We start from the raw sequence: 17,597 nt of genomic DNA, 5'->3' as shown, positions 1-17,597 counted from the left end.
AATGACCCACGTAATGGCATGCATTGATAACTCACAATCCTCATTGACGGTCTGCGATTACGCAGCATGGGCCTCGCAACGACTCAGCGCCCCCCCTGACCTTGCTTCATGTGCTGGATAAGGAGAAATATCCTGCATCCGCTGACCTCAGCGGAAATATCGGTCTCGGTAGCAGAAAACATCTACTGGAAGAGTTGGCCACGCTGGATGTGCAGCGTGCAAAACTGGCCTTGGAGCATGGGCAGCATATGCTTGAAAAAGCTCGCGAGCGAACAGTCATCTGTGGCGCCATGTCACCTGATTTGAAGCAGCGCCATGGCCATCTCGTCGAGAGCCTGAGCGATCTCCAAGACGATATTCGATTACTGGTGATTGGAAGAGTCGGTGAGGACAGCACGCGCAGTGCCCAAAGTCTTGGCAGCCAGATTGAAGCGGTAGTCCGAACTATCCACCGCCCCATCCTGATTACAACCAGCCACTTCAGGAAACCTGAAACGGTCATGGTGGCATTTGACGGCAGCGCTACAGGCCACAAGACCGTACAGATGCTTGCTTCAAGCCCGCTGTGCGAAGGCCTGCCAATTCATATCGTCATGGTTGGTACGGACTCTGAAGAAAATCAGAACGAGCTGGAGAAAGCACGAGCCACACTTGCCTCTTTTGGCTCGCTGGTGCATGCCGAGATCCGCTCAGGCGAAGTAGAGTCGTTACTGCATGCGTATCAGGCAGAGCACGGCATTGACCTCTTGGTCATGGGGGCGTACGGGCACTCACGCATCAGGCAGTTTCTGGTAGGCAGCACGACCACGACGATGCTGCGTACATCCACCGTACCCGTATCGCTGCTTCGCTGAGCCAGCTCCACTGGCCAAAGTATTTCCAGGGCTGCGGAAATACCGCGGCCACCCTGACGATGACTAACTGATTTTCTCGTAACGAGACCACATGCAACTCATAACTGAAATTGTTTACCCCCAGCTGAAATCCAAGCAGGACAGAGTATTCCGTCGACATGCATCTCGCAGCATCGTGATGCGGGGTGAACAGATCCTGTTGCTGTTCATCAAGCGCTATAACGGCTTCAGCTTTCCTAGAGGCAGCCTTGATGGTGACGAGGACATGTCACAGGCCTGAAGCGCGAGCGTGAGGAAGAGTTTGGTGCTCGTGAAATACAGGTGCTCCAGCGCTACGGTTAAATCGAGGATGTGCCGTCCTACTGGAAGCCACAGTACGATCTGATGCAAATGACCTCGGATTATTATCAATGCGAAGTAGCGCCCCCCCCCCCCCGCCAGAGCCCGTGAGAATGGAAAGCCACGAAATCGCTAATGGTATGCGGCCAGCATGGATCAGAGGCGCATACGAGCGAGGAATAATGGCGGTACATTCTGCCGCGGGGAAACCCTGAAAGTCATACGAAGTAAGCAACCTTAAATACCGAAACCATAATTATCCTGAAGTGGTACTATTAGTTACATCTAAAGATTGCTGATGCCTCACTAAAACTATCTACTTTATGAATGCGGTTGAAAGCACACACTGAGATCGACCAGTCAAGCATCATTGTACGATTTTCCGTAAGGACAAAACGAATTGGGCCAGTTTATCTAAGTGCCTAGAGCTCCTAAAATGCTGCTTATAACATGAGGGAACGGTATCAGTAGCTAACATCAAGCCAATCACCGACCTGTGGTATAGTAAAAAAATCTGTGTATACCGATGCCGATTATACGGAAGTCGACAAGCAGGATGAGGATTTGACCGAGCAGCTATCTGGGAGGACGGACGACACCGTAACTATTCTAAATAGGGAGTGGAGCCTGGCCCCTAAAGCGAAGCGTAGTAGTGGGTGCTTGAGACATATACGCAAACTAGGAAAAAGCCCAAAAGTCGGGTTCGGGGTAAGGAGAAGGGTCAGGTCAGCCATATGAATGTGCGACTTTTCGGATTGACCTAACACGTTGATTGCGCCGTACATCCCATGAGTGGCAAGTAAGCAGCTGTTAGGCACAGGTAGTGGCGCCGGTAAACGCGCAAATCGCGCCGAAAAGTGGGGTGATAACCATGTACAGCCTATCGGACGCTTCAAATTGATAACGCTCTGCGTTAGCGCGCTTAGGCTGAAACCGCGGATTTTATCGGAGCTCCCCTAGTTCCAAATACGGGCCTACGAAATCAAGGTGTGCAATCTAACTGCAAAGACTGGGTATTAGCGGTGTCTAAAATTCATTGAAGACGTTTGTTTGAAAACCGATACATTATCTAAAAATCAATAACGCACAGTAAAATGTTGGTACATAACTGTTTTTTGGGGGATCCCTAATGAAACTAGGTACATTCTGCACACTAGCCATAATATGTGTACTAACCGGTTGTTCAACTCCTGTCGCACCACCAGCAATTGTGCTACCAGATAATGTTCTGGGCATTTCTATGAACCGCACTAAAGAAGACTTCATACCGACTGGCGATCAGATTTCTATAGGAGTGATACTTAGCGAAAATACCCAAACCAATCTAACGTATCTACGACAATACCATAACAGCGCGGGTACTGGCTTCGGCAAGAATCTCCTAGTAGAGTCGATTCGTGACGCATACATATCAACGTCAGACCCTCGTCTGGCGGTAGACTGGCTGAAGGCCTCTCTTCGACGGGAGTTCGGCCAAGTGAAAGAATATCCGGATGTGCTGAGCCTAAAAGCAGCGAAACCCGATATTTTGGTAGTGGTCGACTTTCGCTTTCAACTTATCACCTCTCGAAACTCCGAGATTAAGGCGAATGTAGCGGCACATTTCTACGATAGAAGCTACAATCATCTCGGAACGGCAAAAGGAATTGATGAAAAAATACTCTCCCCGATTTGGGCAGGCAACAAACGCACCGAAGAAATCGTTTCTGACATTTATGAGCAAAAGAAGGTGCAAATCAGCGCACTACAAAAATTTGATCGTTCACTGAAAGACTTGTTAGCGCATAAGAGTGATAAGATCTAAACAAATAGCGCCTTTTTTACACGAGCACGGTAAGTACCTATTACTTCAGAAATATTGCAACGCTACGCCTTAACGGTTGAGAAGGATCGTTAAAACCACAAACTCAAAAGATTCACTGTTAGCTCCAGCGACGCTCGAAATCATTCCTCAAAAAGTGGTCAGTTAAGGCATCAACGAAAACTCTGACCTTGTTAGGGAGGTACTGCCGTGTCTGATAGGCGATATTCATAGTAAGGCGCGGCAAGTCCCAATCATTAAGTAATGTAATAAGCTCTCCCCTCTCAATATGATCATAAATAGCATATTTTGGCTGTGCCAAGATACCCATTCCATGCAAAGCTGCATTAATGGCTATTTGGCCATCATTCGTACGCAACGAAGAGTTAACATTCACGATTACTTTTTGATTACCCTTTTCAAAAGGCAACTCATTGGGATTGTTCGCATAACTGTAAATTAACATTTTATGTTTGGTTAGATCCTCTGGTATAACAGGCATACCATACGTAGAGAGATATTCTCGAGAGGCAGCAAGAACTCGTTTTGTTACAGCAAGCTTTCTGATGGTCAAATTGCTGTCTGCTTCAAATTCACGTGTACGAATTGCCAAATCCACATTATTTTCCACAACGTCTAAGTACTGATTAGCTGCGATAATATCGACACTAATATCTGGATAGGCTTTATTAAACTCAGGTAAAAGCGGCTCAATATGCAACAAGCAAAAAGAAAGGGACGCAGTGATTCTTAATGTTCCACGAGGATTACCAACCGCATCCTTTGCAACTGCTTCAGCCTCGCCTAGGTCGGACAAAACGTCCTTGCAACGACGATAAAATTCCATACCGACCTCTGTCAACGCAAGGGAGCGGGTGGTGCGATGTACCAGGCGCACTCCGAGCCGCGTCTCAAGCATGCTTAGGTGGCGGCTAGCACTGGATACCGGTAGGCCCAGGACGTCAGCAGCACGACTAATGCTTGCTGCCTCTGCCACGCGTACAAAAAGTTCAATTTCGCGAAAACGGTCCATGCCAGTATTCCACTGAGTAGAAAGGTGTTTGCCAGAACTCTGTCTGTTTCTGCGTGTTTAGAAAGAATAACATTGCGGTGCGCCTTGCAAAAGAGCTACTCGCGAGTCATTGCAAATGATGTATCTTACAAAAATTACAGGAGGCAACAATGATATGCGTTAAGCACCATGTGCTCATCGGAGGCTTTCTGAGCTATATGTTCGATGCATTAGAGATAGTTATACTGGCCATTGCGCTACCTTCAATCATAATCGATACAGGGATATCGCGGACAGACGCGGGGCTGCTAGTAACAGCTACTTTATTAGGGATAGGCCTAAGTAGCGTTACAGTCGGATGGATGTCAGATAAATTTGGAAGAAGGCGAGCCCTCCTGTCATCGTTAACCTTCTTTGGATTATGCACCTGCATTATGGCAGAGCTTCACTCCTGGGAACAAATGTTAGTGCTAAGGTTCGCCGCAGGACTCGGGCTCGGTGGTGTCTGGAGCATTGTGTCCGCTTACATCTCCGAAACCTGGCCAAAGGAGAAACAGGCTAGAGCCACGTCGTTAGTGTTGAGTTCATTCCCTCTAGGCGCCGGGTTTGCCGCAGTGCTCTCAGCGCTTATTTTACCTGATTACGGCTGGAGAGCACTGTTCTTCACCTGCGGTGTTTCTACGATCATTCCAATCATATATGTTTTCTATTTTGTACCAGAATCGCCAAAATGGATTTCCGAGCGTGACGTTACTGCGACCGTTGAAAACACTTCTGGGCCACTTGAGATTTTCAGTGGAAATTTTTTGCGCCAGACAATGTTCGCCACGTTATCAGCATCATCTTCACTCCTCGCGTACTGGGGGGTAACATCTTGGTTACCAACCTACTTGGCAGCAGAGCGAGGCTTTGATCTCAAATCAATGTCGGGATATTTATTTGTATTGAACGCATCCACATTCATAGGTTATTTGATTTTTGGTTTTTTTGCAGACCGTTATGGAAAGCGTTTATTAGTCGTGCTTTCACTGCTCGCGACTGCCATGGTTCTTCCATTCTTTGCGTATGCTGAAGATCGAGCGACCCTCATGGCGCTAGGAGTTACTTACGCTTTCTTTCTGGTGTTCCCAGGGCTTTATGGCTCCTACTTTGCGTCACTATATCCGATTCATATCAGAACGACTGGTGCAGGATTTTGTTTCAACATAGGTCGTGGCATTTCAGCGCTGGCACCGTTTGCGCTGGGTTCTCTTTCGAACCAGATCGGCTTTTCATTGGCACTTTGCCTATGTGCGGCGCTTTACTGCGCCGGAGCAATTTTCGCGTTTTTTTTGCCCAGCAAGCCAAGCTGGTAAACCGAAGAGCTCTATAAATCAATTAAATTTACGAAACCCCATAATGCAGCTAAACCCGGTCCGTTTACCGTCAATGGGAACACAAACGAATTTAACGTCCACTTATTTAGTCTGTTCAAAACGATAATTTTTTTGCAAATCATCCGCAGGCTGATCAAGAATTAACGAGCTTTCAGCTCCCCAAAACAATACTAAGGATTCAGCGATGAAAAAAAATAGTAACTCAAACTATGAAAGTACGTTATTAGAAAATTTTACATATGCAACGTTTCCACAACGTGTTCTATTCGGTGCTGGACGCTTAAGCGAACTCCGCGCAGAAATCGATGTTTTAGGGTTTACACGTCCGTTACTCATTAGCACACCTCGCCAGAGGCCACTGGCCGAAATGGTGAGTGTAATCCTCGGAGCCCAAAGGGTGGCAGGTATCTTTGACCGCGCGGCAATGCACGTTCCCCTCGAATTAGTGCGTGAGGCATGTGCGTTAGTGAAAAGAATAGGAGCTGATGGTCTAATCACCATCGGTGGCGGTTCTACCATAGGTTTGGGAAAAGCCATTGCCCGTGAGTTAGGCATTCCAACGGTAGCGATTCCCACAACGTATTCAGGGTCGGAAATGACCGCGATATACGGTATAACTGAGGCTGGGATAAAAAAAACTGGCACAGATCCAAAAGTATTACCTCGGACCGTTTTGTACGACGCTGATTTGACTTTAGAGTTACCGATAGACATTAGCATCACCAGCGCCTTAAACGCTATTGCTCACGGCGCTGAGGGTCTGTATGCCAAAAATCGAAATCCAGTCACGAATATAATGGCTGAAGCGGGTATAGCCGCTCTGGCTCGCGCAATTCCCAAATTCCGCAAAAATGATGGCAACTTCTGCAGCACTGGTGAAATGAGAGTTGCACGTTCCGATGCACTCTATGGGGCTTGGTTATGCGGGGGTGTACTCGGCAGTGTGACAATGGCCCTCCACCACAAACTGTGTCATACCCTCGGTGGCAGTTTTAACTTACCACATGCTGAAGTTCATTCCGTCATTCTGCCACACGCACTCGCCTATAACGCAGAAGCCGCGCCAGAGGCGATGGAAATTATCGCACGGGCCATCGGCACCGAAAGTGCCCCTGCCGGAATATACGATTTAGCTTCAAAAAACGGCGCGCCAACATCACTTCGGGATATTGGCATGCATGAATCAAATCTTTCACTGGCTTGCGAGCTAGTTCTGAGTAATCAATATCCGAATCCACGCCGCCTCGAAGCCGAACCAATACACCGGCTACTCCGCGACGCATTTGAAGGTAACGCACCCTCTCCTACTACATGATGACGAACATAAAACATCAAGAATAATTCGAAATACTCAGCGTAGAATTCTCACCCAAAACTAGTGCTTCAACCACCGAAAAAGGTAATACAAAATGAGCCGTATTTATTCTATCGCGATTTTAATTGGAAGCTTAAGAAGAGACTCTACTAATCGAAAGATTGCTACCGCACTTAATGAACTGACAGCCGGAAAACTGACCCTCAACATCGTGGAAATCGGAGACCTGCCACTCTACAACCAAGATTTAGATGGAGATATTCCACCACCCTCTTACACATCATTTCGAAATGCACTGTATAACGCTGATGGCTTCTTGTTCATAACGCCGGAATATAATCGATCAATACCAGGAGCGTTAAAAAACGCTATTGATGTAGGATCACGGCCTTACGGCAAAAGTGCGTGGGGTGCCGCAAAACCCGCTGCCATCATTACTACTTCGCCTGGTCAAATCGGTGGGTTCGGAGCGAATCATCATCTTCGCCAGTGCTTCGTTTTTCTTAACCTACTATGTATGCAGCAACCCGAGGCCTATCTAGGTAATGCAGGTAGTTTCTTCGATGAAAACGGAATCCTGAATGAAAACATCAAGTCCTTTTTACAAAACATAATGGACGCTTTTTTCACTCATATCGAGTCCTCTTTAAATTCATAATATGCCGCGAAAACATCCCTAACACGCGACACTTAAGGGCGATAGTACCACAAACATCTGACTGACTTACCCTCTTCAACTCATGAAATTCTGTGGACACCAAAGTCGCCCTTAATTACACGCAACGCTTAAAAGCTATACACTTAAAAGCCTAGAGCACGAAACACAACGCACGTAAAAGAGATCACATCACAATCAGCTTTCAAATTAAAAATTGGATACTTCATATTTTTTGAGTCAACACATCAACCCTGCCCCCCTTCCCTTACCACAAACTTAAGATTTGAGGATTATCATGAACACTACTGAACAAATCGAGTCAACTATTCGCGCTTTGGAAAACAAGCGCTATGATGCAGTAATGAACAAAAATCTTGAGGAGCTCGCCAAACTTGCACATCCAAAACTTTCCTACGCTCATTCTTCTGGCGGAGTAGACACTTTAGAAGAATACCTTCAAAAAATTAACACAGGCTTCTATGTATACAAAAAAATCGAACATCCAATTGATTCTTTTACCATCCTAAACAATATAGTATTGGTTCGCGGAGAAATGAATGGAGAGATAATTGTAGGGGGTGAAAAGAAAACTCTAAAAAATAAAACACTGACTGTATGGGTATATATAGCTGAAGAGTGGAGGTTCCTTTCATACCAACCTACGCCAACTATCCGAATGCCATTCATATCATAAACAACTCCCGAGCCACATTATGATACTTTTTTAGACTTTATGGCGATGGACACACGCTCATACCCATTGCCATATTTAATATAACCCACCTAATTGCAAATTTTAGCGGCGAGAGAGAGCCGATCTTCACTCAGCGCATCCAATAACGCTCGTAGCGTTCTTTTTGAAATCTATTTGCCAGAAACTCAATAAACAACCTCGTTTTTGCAGGCATATAACGCCGCTCTTGAAAGGCTATATTTATAGTCAACGTGGGAAGACTCCAGTCGTCCAGCACCGGAATTAAACGTCCTGCTATTAAATCGTCATGAACTATATATTTCGGCTGCACGAGGATGCCCGCACCAAAAATTGCCGCGGATCGTACAATCTGGCCATCGTTAGTTTCTAGAGTCGGATCTATCTTTATAGACTTGCTCACCCCTTCTTTCGAAAAATTCAAAATCCGAGGTTGATGTGCATGGTTATATAAGAGCATATTGTGATTGTACAGATCTTCCACATCCGTAGGAGCACCTCGACTTCTTAGGTAGTCAGGGGAGGCGGCAAGTATGCGGCGAGTATGTGCTAAACGTCGAATAGTTATGTTTGAGTCTATCTCAAACTCCCTTATCCTTATAGCCAAATCAATACCACTATCGATGATATCGCAATAATGATTCTCCCCAAGAATTTTAACATTTATTTTTGGATAAGCCCTTTTAAATTCAACCAACAGTGGTGAAATATGAAGCATCGCGAAAGAAATTGATGACGTAATTGTTAAAGTACCCATTGGCTCAGCTAACGAAGTAGTGAGAGACGCCTCAGCATCACGAAGTTGACCTAGCAGGCTCTTACAGTGACTGTAAAACTCATGCCCTGCCGGAGTAAGCGATAATCTTCGCGTATTCCGTTCTATAAGCCTCACACTTAAACGTTTTTCCAGTGCGGCGAGGTGACGCGTAGCTGACGCTGTAGATATATCAAGCAACTCTGCAGCTTTACTCAACGTACCCAGTTCTGCAGTATGAACGAGTACTTCGAGTTCAGTTAGTCGATCCATATCTTGACTCCTTACAGACGGCTTGCTGCTTCAGATGTGAAATTGACAATTTCGATTTTACTATTTTATTTGCGTGATGGACACTATAATTTATTAGAGCTTTTTCAAACTGCTTTTCCGATAAAACATTATTTACCCACCGAAACGACGAATCAGCAATTTAACAAAAATATTAGTAGGAGTGGCCTCATGCGAAACCTAGATGAACAAACCATCACCCAAGCTGTGCTTGCGCGTAATGCAAGCACTGAAGATCACCGCCTTCATCAAGTGATGACTAGCTTAGTTCAGCACATGCATTCTTTCGCAAGAGAGGTTAATCTTACTGAGGGTGAATGGCTTAAAGGTATAGAGTTTCTCACTGCGATAGGCAAGATATGCTCCCCCACAAGGCAAGAATTTATTTTGCTTTCCGACACTCTAGGTCTCTCCACGCTAGTCGTCGCTCAGAATCATAAAAAGCCAGAAGGCTGTACTGAGGCAACGGTATTTGGCCCTTTCCATGTCACTGGCGCCCCCCGCTATGAACTCGGTGCTGATATCAGCAACGGAATGCCAGGTACTTCTTGGTGGGTCAGCGGAGTGATTCGGAATCTAGATAACGAGCCAATCCCTTATGCGGAGTTAGAGGTTTGGCAGGCAGACGATCTTGGATTCTATGATGTACAAAACGTTGAATTTACGGAATATCAAGGCCGTGCAGTATTGCGTGCTGACGCTCAAGGAGCCTACCGATTTCGGACCATAGTTCCTAACGCCTACCCGATTCCGCATGATGGTCCAGTTGGAGTAATGTTAAAAGCTCTGAATCGTCATCCTTGGAGGCCTGCCCATTTGCATTTTATGATTTCGGCTAAAGGTTATGAGCGTTTAGTGACGCATGTGTTTCGCGAATCCGGTGAATACTTAGACTCTGATGCTGTTTTCGGTGTCCGTTCATCCCTCATTGCCGAGTGGCAATATCATGGCACGGGAGTAACGCCCGATGGTCGAAACTCTGACACCCCCTATTACACTTTAGAATTTGATTTTGTACTCAATGCGACAGGCCTAGAACAGTGAATGACACAAAAACCACTCGACAAATCAAACGATGCCATCAACATTACAAAAAACTTACTGATCTATAATTGTTGAGTTGTGATCGCCAACCATTTAGGCTGGCTTTCCTGCCTATCACTGCAATGTCAACAAACGTGTCATACTAAACTCCGAAGACTACTAAGATTGAGTTTAACGAAGTGCACCACTGAGCATCCACATAAGGCATACGGACAATCCTCCACAACTCTTAGATTATAAAAAATATACAGATAAAATTGCTAACAAATACTAATAATTCCAGATTCATATACTTATTTAAAGAGGAAAATATAAAATGAATATGAATACCCCCCCTGCCATCGGAGAACTATGGAAAAGTCAAGGCGGTGTTTATGCTGGCGTGATACGTGGAGAGATAGGGAAGCTGGATTATCATTTAATTATACCAACACAGTGGTCTCTAGTTAATAAAATATCTGCTTATGGTGGTTACGACATCGATGAGCCAAAAGCTGCTAGTCGTTTTGACGGACTCGCTAATACGCGTTATTTAATTAATAGCGCTCAAGGAAATCATCCAGCTGCTAGGTTATGCGCTGGCTTGGTATTGGAGGGCCATAATGATTTTTACTTGCCATCAATTAATGAGCTCGCGCTATGTATGGCTAACGTTCCGGATTTGTTTGAAAAAAAATGGCATCTAAGTAGTTCACAGCTTTCAGCGACACACGCATTGGCACTATCTTTCGACGGTGGTTCCCAGATCGGACTAGACAAATTCCTTGAATTACAGGTCCGACCCGTTCGAAAGTATACTCTTGATTATCTTTTCAGCGAAAAAATTCAGGGTGCGAAATTAGTTTAATCCGATACAACCGAAAAATCTTCCGATCACGCTTAATTTCACTTCGCTCTAGCATACGCGAATAACTATTAAGCATAATAGACCCGCTACGCACTATAGAAGCTAGTTGACTCTAAGCTCAGCAGTTACAAATTCCACAAATTCTCGCACAATTGTAGATCTTCGCATATTAGGGTGATAAAGCACCCAAAGATCATGCCCAAAGTTTGTTGGTGGACCATCAAGCTTTACTAAAGATGCCCTAGCATTACCGACAAAACACGGTAGATAGCCAATACCAAATCCGGATTCGATGCTGTCTGCAAGCGCTAATACGGAATTAACCGAAAAAGTTATTCGTTCAGCCGACACATTTTTTTTAACAAATTTTGCTGAACGCAGTGAGGAAAGGTTATCGCAGAGCGTAACCCAGTCACATTGAAATAATTCAGTATCTCGCGGCTGGTGGGAGTTGATGTAGTCTAGCGCTCGTCCGTACAAAGCCCATTCAGTACGCCCTAAGCAGCGCCCCACTAAGTTCTCCGGTGGCGCATCAGTCGCTCGCAAAGCTAAATCGGAATCGGAAGTTGATAAATTTAAAGCGCTATTATCAATTGTTACTTTTACTTTAATTTTTGGCTTCCGTAGTTTGAATATCTCGAGCATCGGCATTAATATATGGAAAAGTAATGTATCATTTGTGGTCAAGCGAAGCTCGCCTGCAGGGTGAGCGTTTTGGTTAGACAAACTTTGCACCACACCGTCGATGTCCTCATCTATTCGATGAGCAAGCTCCACAATCGCGATACCAGCAGCAGTGAGCTCATAACCTCCTCTGTGGCGCTGGAAAAGAGGCGTTGCCAGCTGAATTTCAAGCTGTCGTAGTCGCCTGAATACTGTCGAAGAATTGACTGCAAGTCTCGTCGAAGCCCTCGCTAAACTTCCTGTTTCAGCGACGGCCATGACGAGCTTTAGATCGTTCCAACCTAACCTGTGTGAAAGACTACTCATCATGCCCCACATTCAGAATGTGAATAAACCTAGATAGTAGAGCATGTTCGACATATCTGTGTAGTATTTTATGGGCATATTTTCAGCCTTAAACGACATACGAGATATTAACATTTAGCTTATGATTCCAGTAATTCCCCGGCTGCAGCGCGAATTCGCCGGGCCGAGTTCTGAGCGTCATTGATTATTCTAGTCTCATCGTAACCTATGAGCCGCCCACCACGCTTCACAATTTTACCGTCAACAATAACCGTATCCACATTATTGGCTGTTGCGCTTTGAACTACTGCAGTCTCGAAATTGCTGACTGGTGCTATATTTAAATCATTCGATCTAAGCATGATAATATCAGCGCGTTTACCCTCGCTAATAGAACCAACCATGTCGCCTAATCCGAGCGCAATCGCTCCATTAAGTGTAGCCATCTGAATTACTTCATGCACACTGATTTTACTAGCACCGGAATTTTCCGTTCCTACCCAAGGGACACCTAAATTCCATGTAAATCGCATCATTTCAAACATGTCCGGCGGAGCGATTGAAGTAGCATCGGATGAAAGAGATATACAAAGTCCTGCTTCACGCATCTTCATAATCACGGCTCGCGCATCTCCCGTGCTGCTCAGCCTGAGCTCCGAATGAGTTGCTATCGTGATTGGCGTTTTGGTCCTGGCCATGGCTGCAAGATCGTCGTTACTGGCAGATATGTAGTGTGCAATCAAAAAGTCCGGCCCGAGGTATCCGCGACGCTCGTATTCAACCGCATCTGCTGTGTTAGGAGTTTCTTGCGGTGCATGGATGGCTACTGGAAGCCCTACTCGCTTCGCATACTCCATCTCCTTATAAAAAGTTGCCTTGTCACTTTGAAGTGTACCTCTTAGATTTAACCCCAGGTGCACCATCCCTTCAAATTTGTCATTCCTGCCGAACCATTGACTTTGAACCCTATCAATATCGTTGTAAGGGTTTACTTTATCAGGCCCGAGACGATCAACATGGCCGTATGAGTATCTGGCCCTCATGTGAGAATTTTCGAGGGCCTGTAACTCTGCATCCGCATGTTCGGGCGACCTAGTATTATGGGACCAGTTATGTACCGTTGTAGTTCCCCCATTCACTAACTCTACCGATGCCAACATAACACTGTTATAAAAATCAGTTGGCGTGTAAAGTGCTGAAGTAGCAAACTTTGCGGGATAGTAAGAAAACCCTTCTTTCCTAGCCGTAAAGCTTCTCCCAATAGCGCTCCACATATGATAGTGCGAATTAACAAAGCCAGGCATTACTATCATGTTCGTTGCGTCGATAATATCGGCATCTTTTTCTGTTAGGTTTTGCCCTACACGTTCGATTATGCCATTTCTAATCAGTATATCGGCGTTGGGAAGAGTTCCGATATCTGGGTCAACCGTAATAACCGCCGCATTTTTTATCAAATATAATCCGCGCTTAATTTGTTTTTTGCTGCTGATCCTGCTGGGCTTACCCAGCGCAGTTGTAGAAAAAAGGGGACCTGCGAAGCTAGCAAGTGCACCTACGCCTATGATTTTCGAAAAATTTCTTCTACTGAAATTCATGCTATATCTCTTTTTTAGATTTATTGGATATAAATGAAATCAACCAAACGATTGCATGAGGTCATAGAGCTTAAAACTCAGCTATCCTTTGATGGCGTTCCACCGTATTTATACACTAGATGTGATCTCTCAAATTTGCATTTCTGCAATTTTCGTTTTGCATTAATGTAGGACGCGACTTCGTGATCAAGGAACTGCTATACCCTCCCTATCTCTGTGGAGGAATCACAGCACCGCCCACGGAAAGGCGCAGCACGCTGATATAGACACATTTAGATTCTCGAAATCGGGTGGTACCGAACCGTGGCATGCATCTAGTATCAGGTCAGCATCCAGACGGCTTACAACACAACAAAACTTCGACCGAGCTTTCAATCAGGTATGTCAAATGCATCATGCATCCTCCCGTCGATAAGTGGCCGGTAATACTGTTTCTATCCGACCAGAGATTTTCTCCGACTCAAGCTTTGATTGGGGAGGTTAACGACTCGGGAAGTGGCGAAAAACAATGCTTTAACTATGAAACACAACGCAGTCGGCGCGTGGTATTTAAACCAACGCTGATGTGGTGCTCGGGCAATGGGGCATACATGACACCAGTGAGCTGATAGAATAACGTACGACAATCTTGCCCCCCCGCTCGGGGTCGACCTCAGATCAGAAGCAAAATTCTTAGTCTGCAATCTGCCTCCAATAGCTGCCGGGTGATTTTTCCAGTTTGGTCAACACACAGACTTGGGCTACGGCTTTATTCGGAGTCACAACAACGATCTTCGGCGTCAAAGCATCCGATTCAGCATGCGGCTTGAGCGAAATCGATCAAGGCCCAGTTAATTGCACGCGGATTGGAAGCTGCAGATCGAGAAAATGAAGAACAGAGTCGCTTGGCAGATGTGACAACCAGATTTACAGGAGATAAAACCTTCCGACCAAAACACCTTTTCGGCACAGTGATTTGAGTTGACAAACCCAACCCAAACGACACAAAATCAGACTCATTAACTGAACAGTGAGCGACCACCGAGTCGTGCTTTGAGAAAGAGCTTGAGCTCTATACGCTACAAGGTGGGCGTCCCTCAAAGGCATTGCGTAGCAGCACGCTAAAAGCATTTATTTCAAGCCCGCGCAGATTCACATGCTCACTCATCATGACTAGTTTCCGCGCGCGTATTAGATCCGATTCTCGCATGCCAATATCGCGTAAGGCTGTAGGGGCACAGTTACTGAATGCCAAATCGTACATCCCCTGAGGAGCATGCGGCGCGCTGATGGCATTCGCAATGTTATCCATGGCCTCTGGCTCGAAGATTTCGTTGTAGGCTAGCACATGTGGAACAATCACTGAGTGAACATCAACATAAGATAAGTTGAAGCCTCGACAAAGTATTTGGCACAGTTGGTAATGCAGGGACATCGTAACTTTATTACGCACACTTCCACATAACCAGGCACCATAAAGTGCATTGGTGCGTGCCGCCAGAATATCGCCCATTTCACTGATACCGTCGCCGTACCTACGCAATGTAGGTATCGCACGAGCAAGGGCTTTTATACCAGCTTGTGCCATCAACTTAGTTACTGGATCATGGCTTTTTGAATATAGACCTTCGGCCCCATGAGCGATTGCGCTAATAGCGCTAGAAATGCTAAAATCTAAAGGTAAATCAGCGGTCAACTCTGGATCATACAAAACTGTACGAGGCAAAATCTCGTTATTTGATATAGTTTTTGTAGTTTCCCTGTCATTTAAGTCGAACGCATTAATCATTTCTGATCCAGAGTACGTTGTTGGAATTGCGAGAGTGGGTAAATTTAACTCTAGGGCAATAGATTTACCGACATCAATAGCTGCGTCGCCCCCTATGGCAACTACTCCATTCGCTACACATTTCTTTGCCAAAGAACATGCTTCGCGAACATTTTCTGTAGATATATTCGTTGTAGGCTGGTCAAAAATACCAGCTACTTGTTCGGAGCCGATTGTTACCTTTACTAATTCAGCGAGTGCTCGCAGATTAGACGTGCAAAGAATCAGTACTCGCGTAATCCCCAATGCATCAATTTCAACTCTCAGTTTCCTTATGCAGCCTGCGCCAAAGACAACACGCTGTGCATTTTTTTTGTGATCAGAATCTGCTACCGAACGCTTTTCGCTGCTGTGGCGATCTAAAATTTCCACTATGTACTCTCTGGGCCCACAATCAGTGCCAGTTTGGGATCTTTGCGCGAAATGACCGAAGCCCTCTCACGATGGGGCTAAATTCTTATGGCTGGTCACTTCAAATCCAGTGGATATCACGCCTCGATTATCTGAACATTAAAAATATCGCCCCAACAAACCCATCAGGTCTTCTGTCTTAGCAAGCCCCTCCATTGACGGACCTCCCCCATCAGAGAAGAGGCGATAATTAGCACAGCCCCATGAAATGTCCGTGTTAACGATTATATTTTTTGCCCGCTCTCTATTCAGCATATTACTCACCTCGAGCGATATCCAGACAAACCGTGAGGACACTAACCCGCTTTAAACACTATTTCGGAGCCCACAGAGGATCTTTCGCGATTAAGGTAGTAGCCCAGTCGGCAAAAGCCCGAACTCTTGCCGAAAGGTCACGGGTCGCGGGATATACCAATGAGACAGGCAGGCTCGCCATTTGCCAATCAGCCAACACTTCGACCAGACTTCCTATTCTCAGATGTGAATCGGCTTGCGCCCTAGGAAGAAACGCCACACCTAGTCCCGCCACAGCGGCTGCAGCTGCAGCTGCGCCGTTGTTGAAATACACCGTTGGAGGGTGATCAAGAGTGAAACGCTCTTCTCCGCGCACAAGTGTAGGCAGATGCCGCCTATTAGTAGCCGGGAACTTGAAACCTAGGTGTTTATGCTCAGCAAGATGGGAGGGGACATCAAGGTTCGGGGCGCGAATCAGATAGGAAGGAGAAGCGCAAAAACAGTAACGCATCACTCCGATTGGGCGGGAGATCAGATTTTGATCCGAAACGCGCCCGACGCGAATGGCGCAATCCACGCCCTCCTCTACAAGATCTATGACGCGCTCATTGCAACTGATCTCCAGGTGTATCTCAGGAAACCTGGCAGCGAAGTCCGGTAATGAGGGAGCTATCAACAAAATACCTACTGGGGACGGCATTTCGATCTTGATATGACCGCGAATTGCGTTGCGATTTCGAGAAACAGAAGCTTCAAGCTCGCTGACGTCCTCCAGGACAATTCGAGCGCGGCGGTAGTAGGCCGCGCCTTCGGCAGTCGTGGAAACCTTTCGGGTCGTCCGATGCAGTAACTTTATACCAAGTAGGTTCTCTAGAGCCTGAACCTGACCTGAAATCGTCGTCTTGGCCAGATTCAACGACTCAGCAGCGCGACTGAAACTGCCCACTTCAACGATTCGACAAAATGCTCGCATCGCTTCCAATCGGTCAAATGCCATTGTACGGGTTTCCGTAAAAACAAAACGTATCAATCCAGTTTATCTGAGTATCGTTTTTTTCTAAAGTACACGTATCCACAGCTCGATCGAACACCCAGCCCATACGTAGAAACCGCCGTGCATCTTTCTAACGTAAAGCCCAACGAGGGCATAGGTACAAAACACTTCGATTGGATCAGGCCGCCTCGCTAATAGCACTAAGATACACAGTCTAAATTAACCGCTGTACCTAGTCATGTGCGCTAATGGCATACCGTGAGCACGGCTGAATTCCACGAAAGCTGCTGCTCGTCATCCACGCAAAAAAGAAGCCTTATAACGACAATCAGCGCGCTAGTATTGACTCACAACCATGAACCTTACCAACATCACAGTAGAGATAACGTTGCGTTAATACCGTACAGACAAAAATCCAGAACTAAGACCCCGTAAACTTCTACTCGAATGCATCTTCCCTCTTTGAACTTAACACTTTCTCTCAGGAGAGGTTTCCCGTACTCGCTTATTGAGCCTTGATTACAAACCTACACCAAGTGCATACCCAACCTGAATTTTATCTGGCGCTTCATTGCGCATCA

13 protein-coding genes and 2 pseudogenes are annotated in these 17,597 nt (G+C 45.9%); 9 read left to right on the top strand and 6 right to left on the bottom strand.

Annotation, left to right across the window (positions count from 1 at the left end; translation table 11 throughout):
- Nucleotide 1: 1 nt before the first annotated feature.
- The 3 genes and pseudogenes from ACW9IB_RS03325 to ACW9IB_RS03315 all read left to right on the top strand — a co-directional run bounded on the left by ACW9IB_RS03325 (nucleotide 2) and on the right by ACW9IB_RS03315 (nucleotide 2,997).
- A pseudogene (locus ACW9IB_RS03325) lies at nucleotides 2–854 on the top strand (universal stress protein).
- A 91-nt stretch (nucleotides 855–945) separates the two neighbouring features.
- Nucleotides 946–1,351, top strand: a pseudogene (locus ACW9IB_RS03320) (NUDIX hydrolase); the annotation flags it as partial.
- A gap of 971 nt (nucleotides 1,352–2,322) precedes the next feature.
- Entirely contained in the window at nucleotides 2,323–2,997 is a 675-nt protein-coding gene (locus tag ACW9IB_RS03315; RefSeq protein ID WP_457412324.1) for an ATPase, read from the top strand.
- Between the two features lie 118 nt (nucleotides 2,998–3,115).
- On the opposite strand, the gene ACW9IB_RS03310 is transcribed toward ACW9IB_RS03315, so the two are convergent.
- Complete coding sequence (locus tag ACW9IB_RS03310; protein ID WP_016970268.1) at nucleotides 3,116–4,027, bottom strand: LysR family transcriptional regulator; 912 nt, start codon at nucleotides 4,025–4,027, stop codon at nucleotides 3,116–3,118.
- A 149-nt stretch (nucleotides 4,028–4,176) separates the two neighbouring features.
- Here ACW9IB_RS03310 and ACW9IB_RS03305 point away from each other — a divergent pair, with 149 nt between their 5' ends.
- From ACW9IB_RS03305 to ACW9IB_RS03290, 4 genes are all read left to right on the top strand, one after another.
- Nucleotides 4,177–5,361 (top strand): MFS transporter, encoded by a 1,185-nt coding sequence (locus ACW9IB_RS03305; RefSeq protein WP_016976641.1) that lies wholly within the window; start codon nucleotides 4,177–4,179, stop codon nucleotides 5,359–5,361.
- Nucleotides 5,362–5,566: 205 nt separating this feature from the next.
- The gene (locus tag ACW9IB_RS03300; protein WP_081493164.1) at nucleotides 5,567–6,697 is read left to right on the top strand and encodes a maleylacetate reductase; all 1,131 of its coding nucleotides are present in this window, start codon (nucleotides 5,567–5,569) and stop codon (nucleotides 6,695–6,697) included.
- A 94-nt stretch (nucleotides 6,698–6,791) separates the two neighbouring features.
- On the top strand, nucleotides 6,792–7,355 hold the full coding sequence (locus tag ACW9IB_RS03295) for an NADPH-dependent FMN reductase (RefSeq protein ID WP_457412321.1): 564 nt from the start codon (nucleotides 6,792–6,794) through the stop codon (nucleotides 7,353–7,355).
- Between the two features lie 295 nt (nucleotides 7,356–7,650).
- Complete coding sequence (locus ACW9IB_RS03290; protein WP_080519962.1) at nucleotides 7,651–8,049, top strand: nuclear transport factor 2 family protein; 399 nt, start codon at nucleotides 7,651–7,653, stop codon at nucleotides 8,047–8,049.
- A gap of 130 nt (nucleotides 8,050–8,179) precedes the next feature.
- Here ACW9IB_RS03290 and ACW9IB_RS03285 read toward each other — a convergent pair whose 3' ends face one another.
- The gene (locus tag ACW9IB_RS03285; RefSeq protein WP_457412320.1) at nucleotides 8,180–9,094 is read right to left on the bottom strand and encodes a LysR substrate-binding domain-containing protein; all 915 of its coding nucleotides are present in this window, start codon (nucleotides 9,092–9,094) and stop codon (nucleotides 8,180–8,182) included.
- A gap of 189 nt (nucleotides 9,095–9,283) precedes the next feature.
- On the opposite strand from ACW9IB_RS03285, the gene ACW9IB_RS03280 reads away from it, so the two are divergent.
- Nucleotides 9,284–10,156 carry an intradiol ring-cleavage dioxygenase gene (locus tag ACW9IB_RS03280; RefSeq protein WP_080519961.1) on the top strand — a complete coding sequence of 291 codons (873 nt, stop codon included), beginning with the start codon at nucleotides 9,284–9,286 and terminating at the stop codon, nucleotides 10,154–10,156.
- Nucleotides 10,157–10,472: 316 nt separating this feature from the next.
- The gene (locus ACW9IB_RS03275) at nucleotides 10,473–11,003 is read left to right on the top strand and encodes a DUF1566 domain-containing protein (RefSeq protein WP_457412318.1); all 531 of its coding nucleotides are present in this window, start codon (nucleotides 10,473–10,475) and stop codon (nucleotides 11,001–11,003) included.
- A 102-nt stretch (nucleotides 11,004–11,105) separates the two neighbouring features.
- On the opposite strand, the gene ACW9IB_RS03270 is transcribed toward ACW9IB_RS03275, so the two are convergent.
- The 4 genes from ACW9IB_RS03270 to ACW9IB_RS03255 all read right to left on the bottom strand — a co-directional run bounded on the left by ACW9IB_RS03270 (nucleotide 11,106) and on the right by ACW9IB_RS03255 (nucleotide 17,019).
- Nucleotides 11,106–11,993 (bottom strand): LysR family transcriptional regulator, encoded by an 888-nt coding sequence (locus ACW9IB_RS03270; protein WP_457412316.1) that lies wholly within the window; start codon nucleotides 11,991–11,993, stop codon nucleotides 11,106–11,108.
- Between the two features lie 119 nt (nucleotides 11,994–12,112).
- Nucleotides 12,113–13,570, bottom strand: coding sequence for an amidohydrolase family protein (locus ACW9IB_RS03265; protein WP_016976645.1), 1,458 nt, complete (start codon nucleotides 13,568–13,570; stop codon nucleotides 12,113–12,115).
- A 1,051-nt stretch (nucleotides 13,571–14,621) separates the two neighbouring features.
- The gene (locus tag ACW9IB_RS03260) at nucleotides 14,622–15,749 is read right to left on the bottom strand and encodes an iron-containing alcohol dehydrogenase (RefSeq protein WP_457412314.1); all 1,128 of its coding nucleotides are present in this window, start codon (nucleotides 15,747–15,749) and stop codon (nucleotides 14,622–14,624) included.
- A 352-nt stretch (nucleotides 15,750–16,101) separates the two neighbouring features.
- Nucleotides 16,102–17,019, bottom strand: coding sequence for a LysR family transcriptional regulator (locus tag ACW9IB_RS03255; protein WP_016970263.1), 918 nt, complete (start codon nucleotides 17,017–17,019; stop codon nucleotides 16,102–16,104).
- Nucleotides 17,020–17,597: the final 578 nt, after the last annotated feature.

The organism is Pseudomonas sp. SDO524_S393 (genome assembly GCF_054071875.1).
This window is presented reverse-complemented; position numbering and strand designations above follow the sequence as displayed.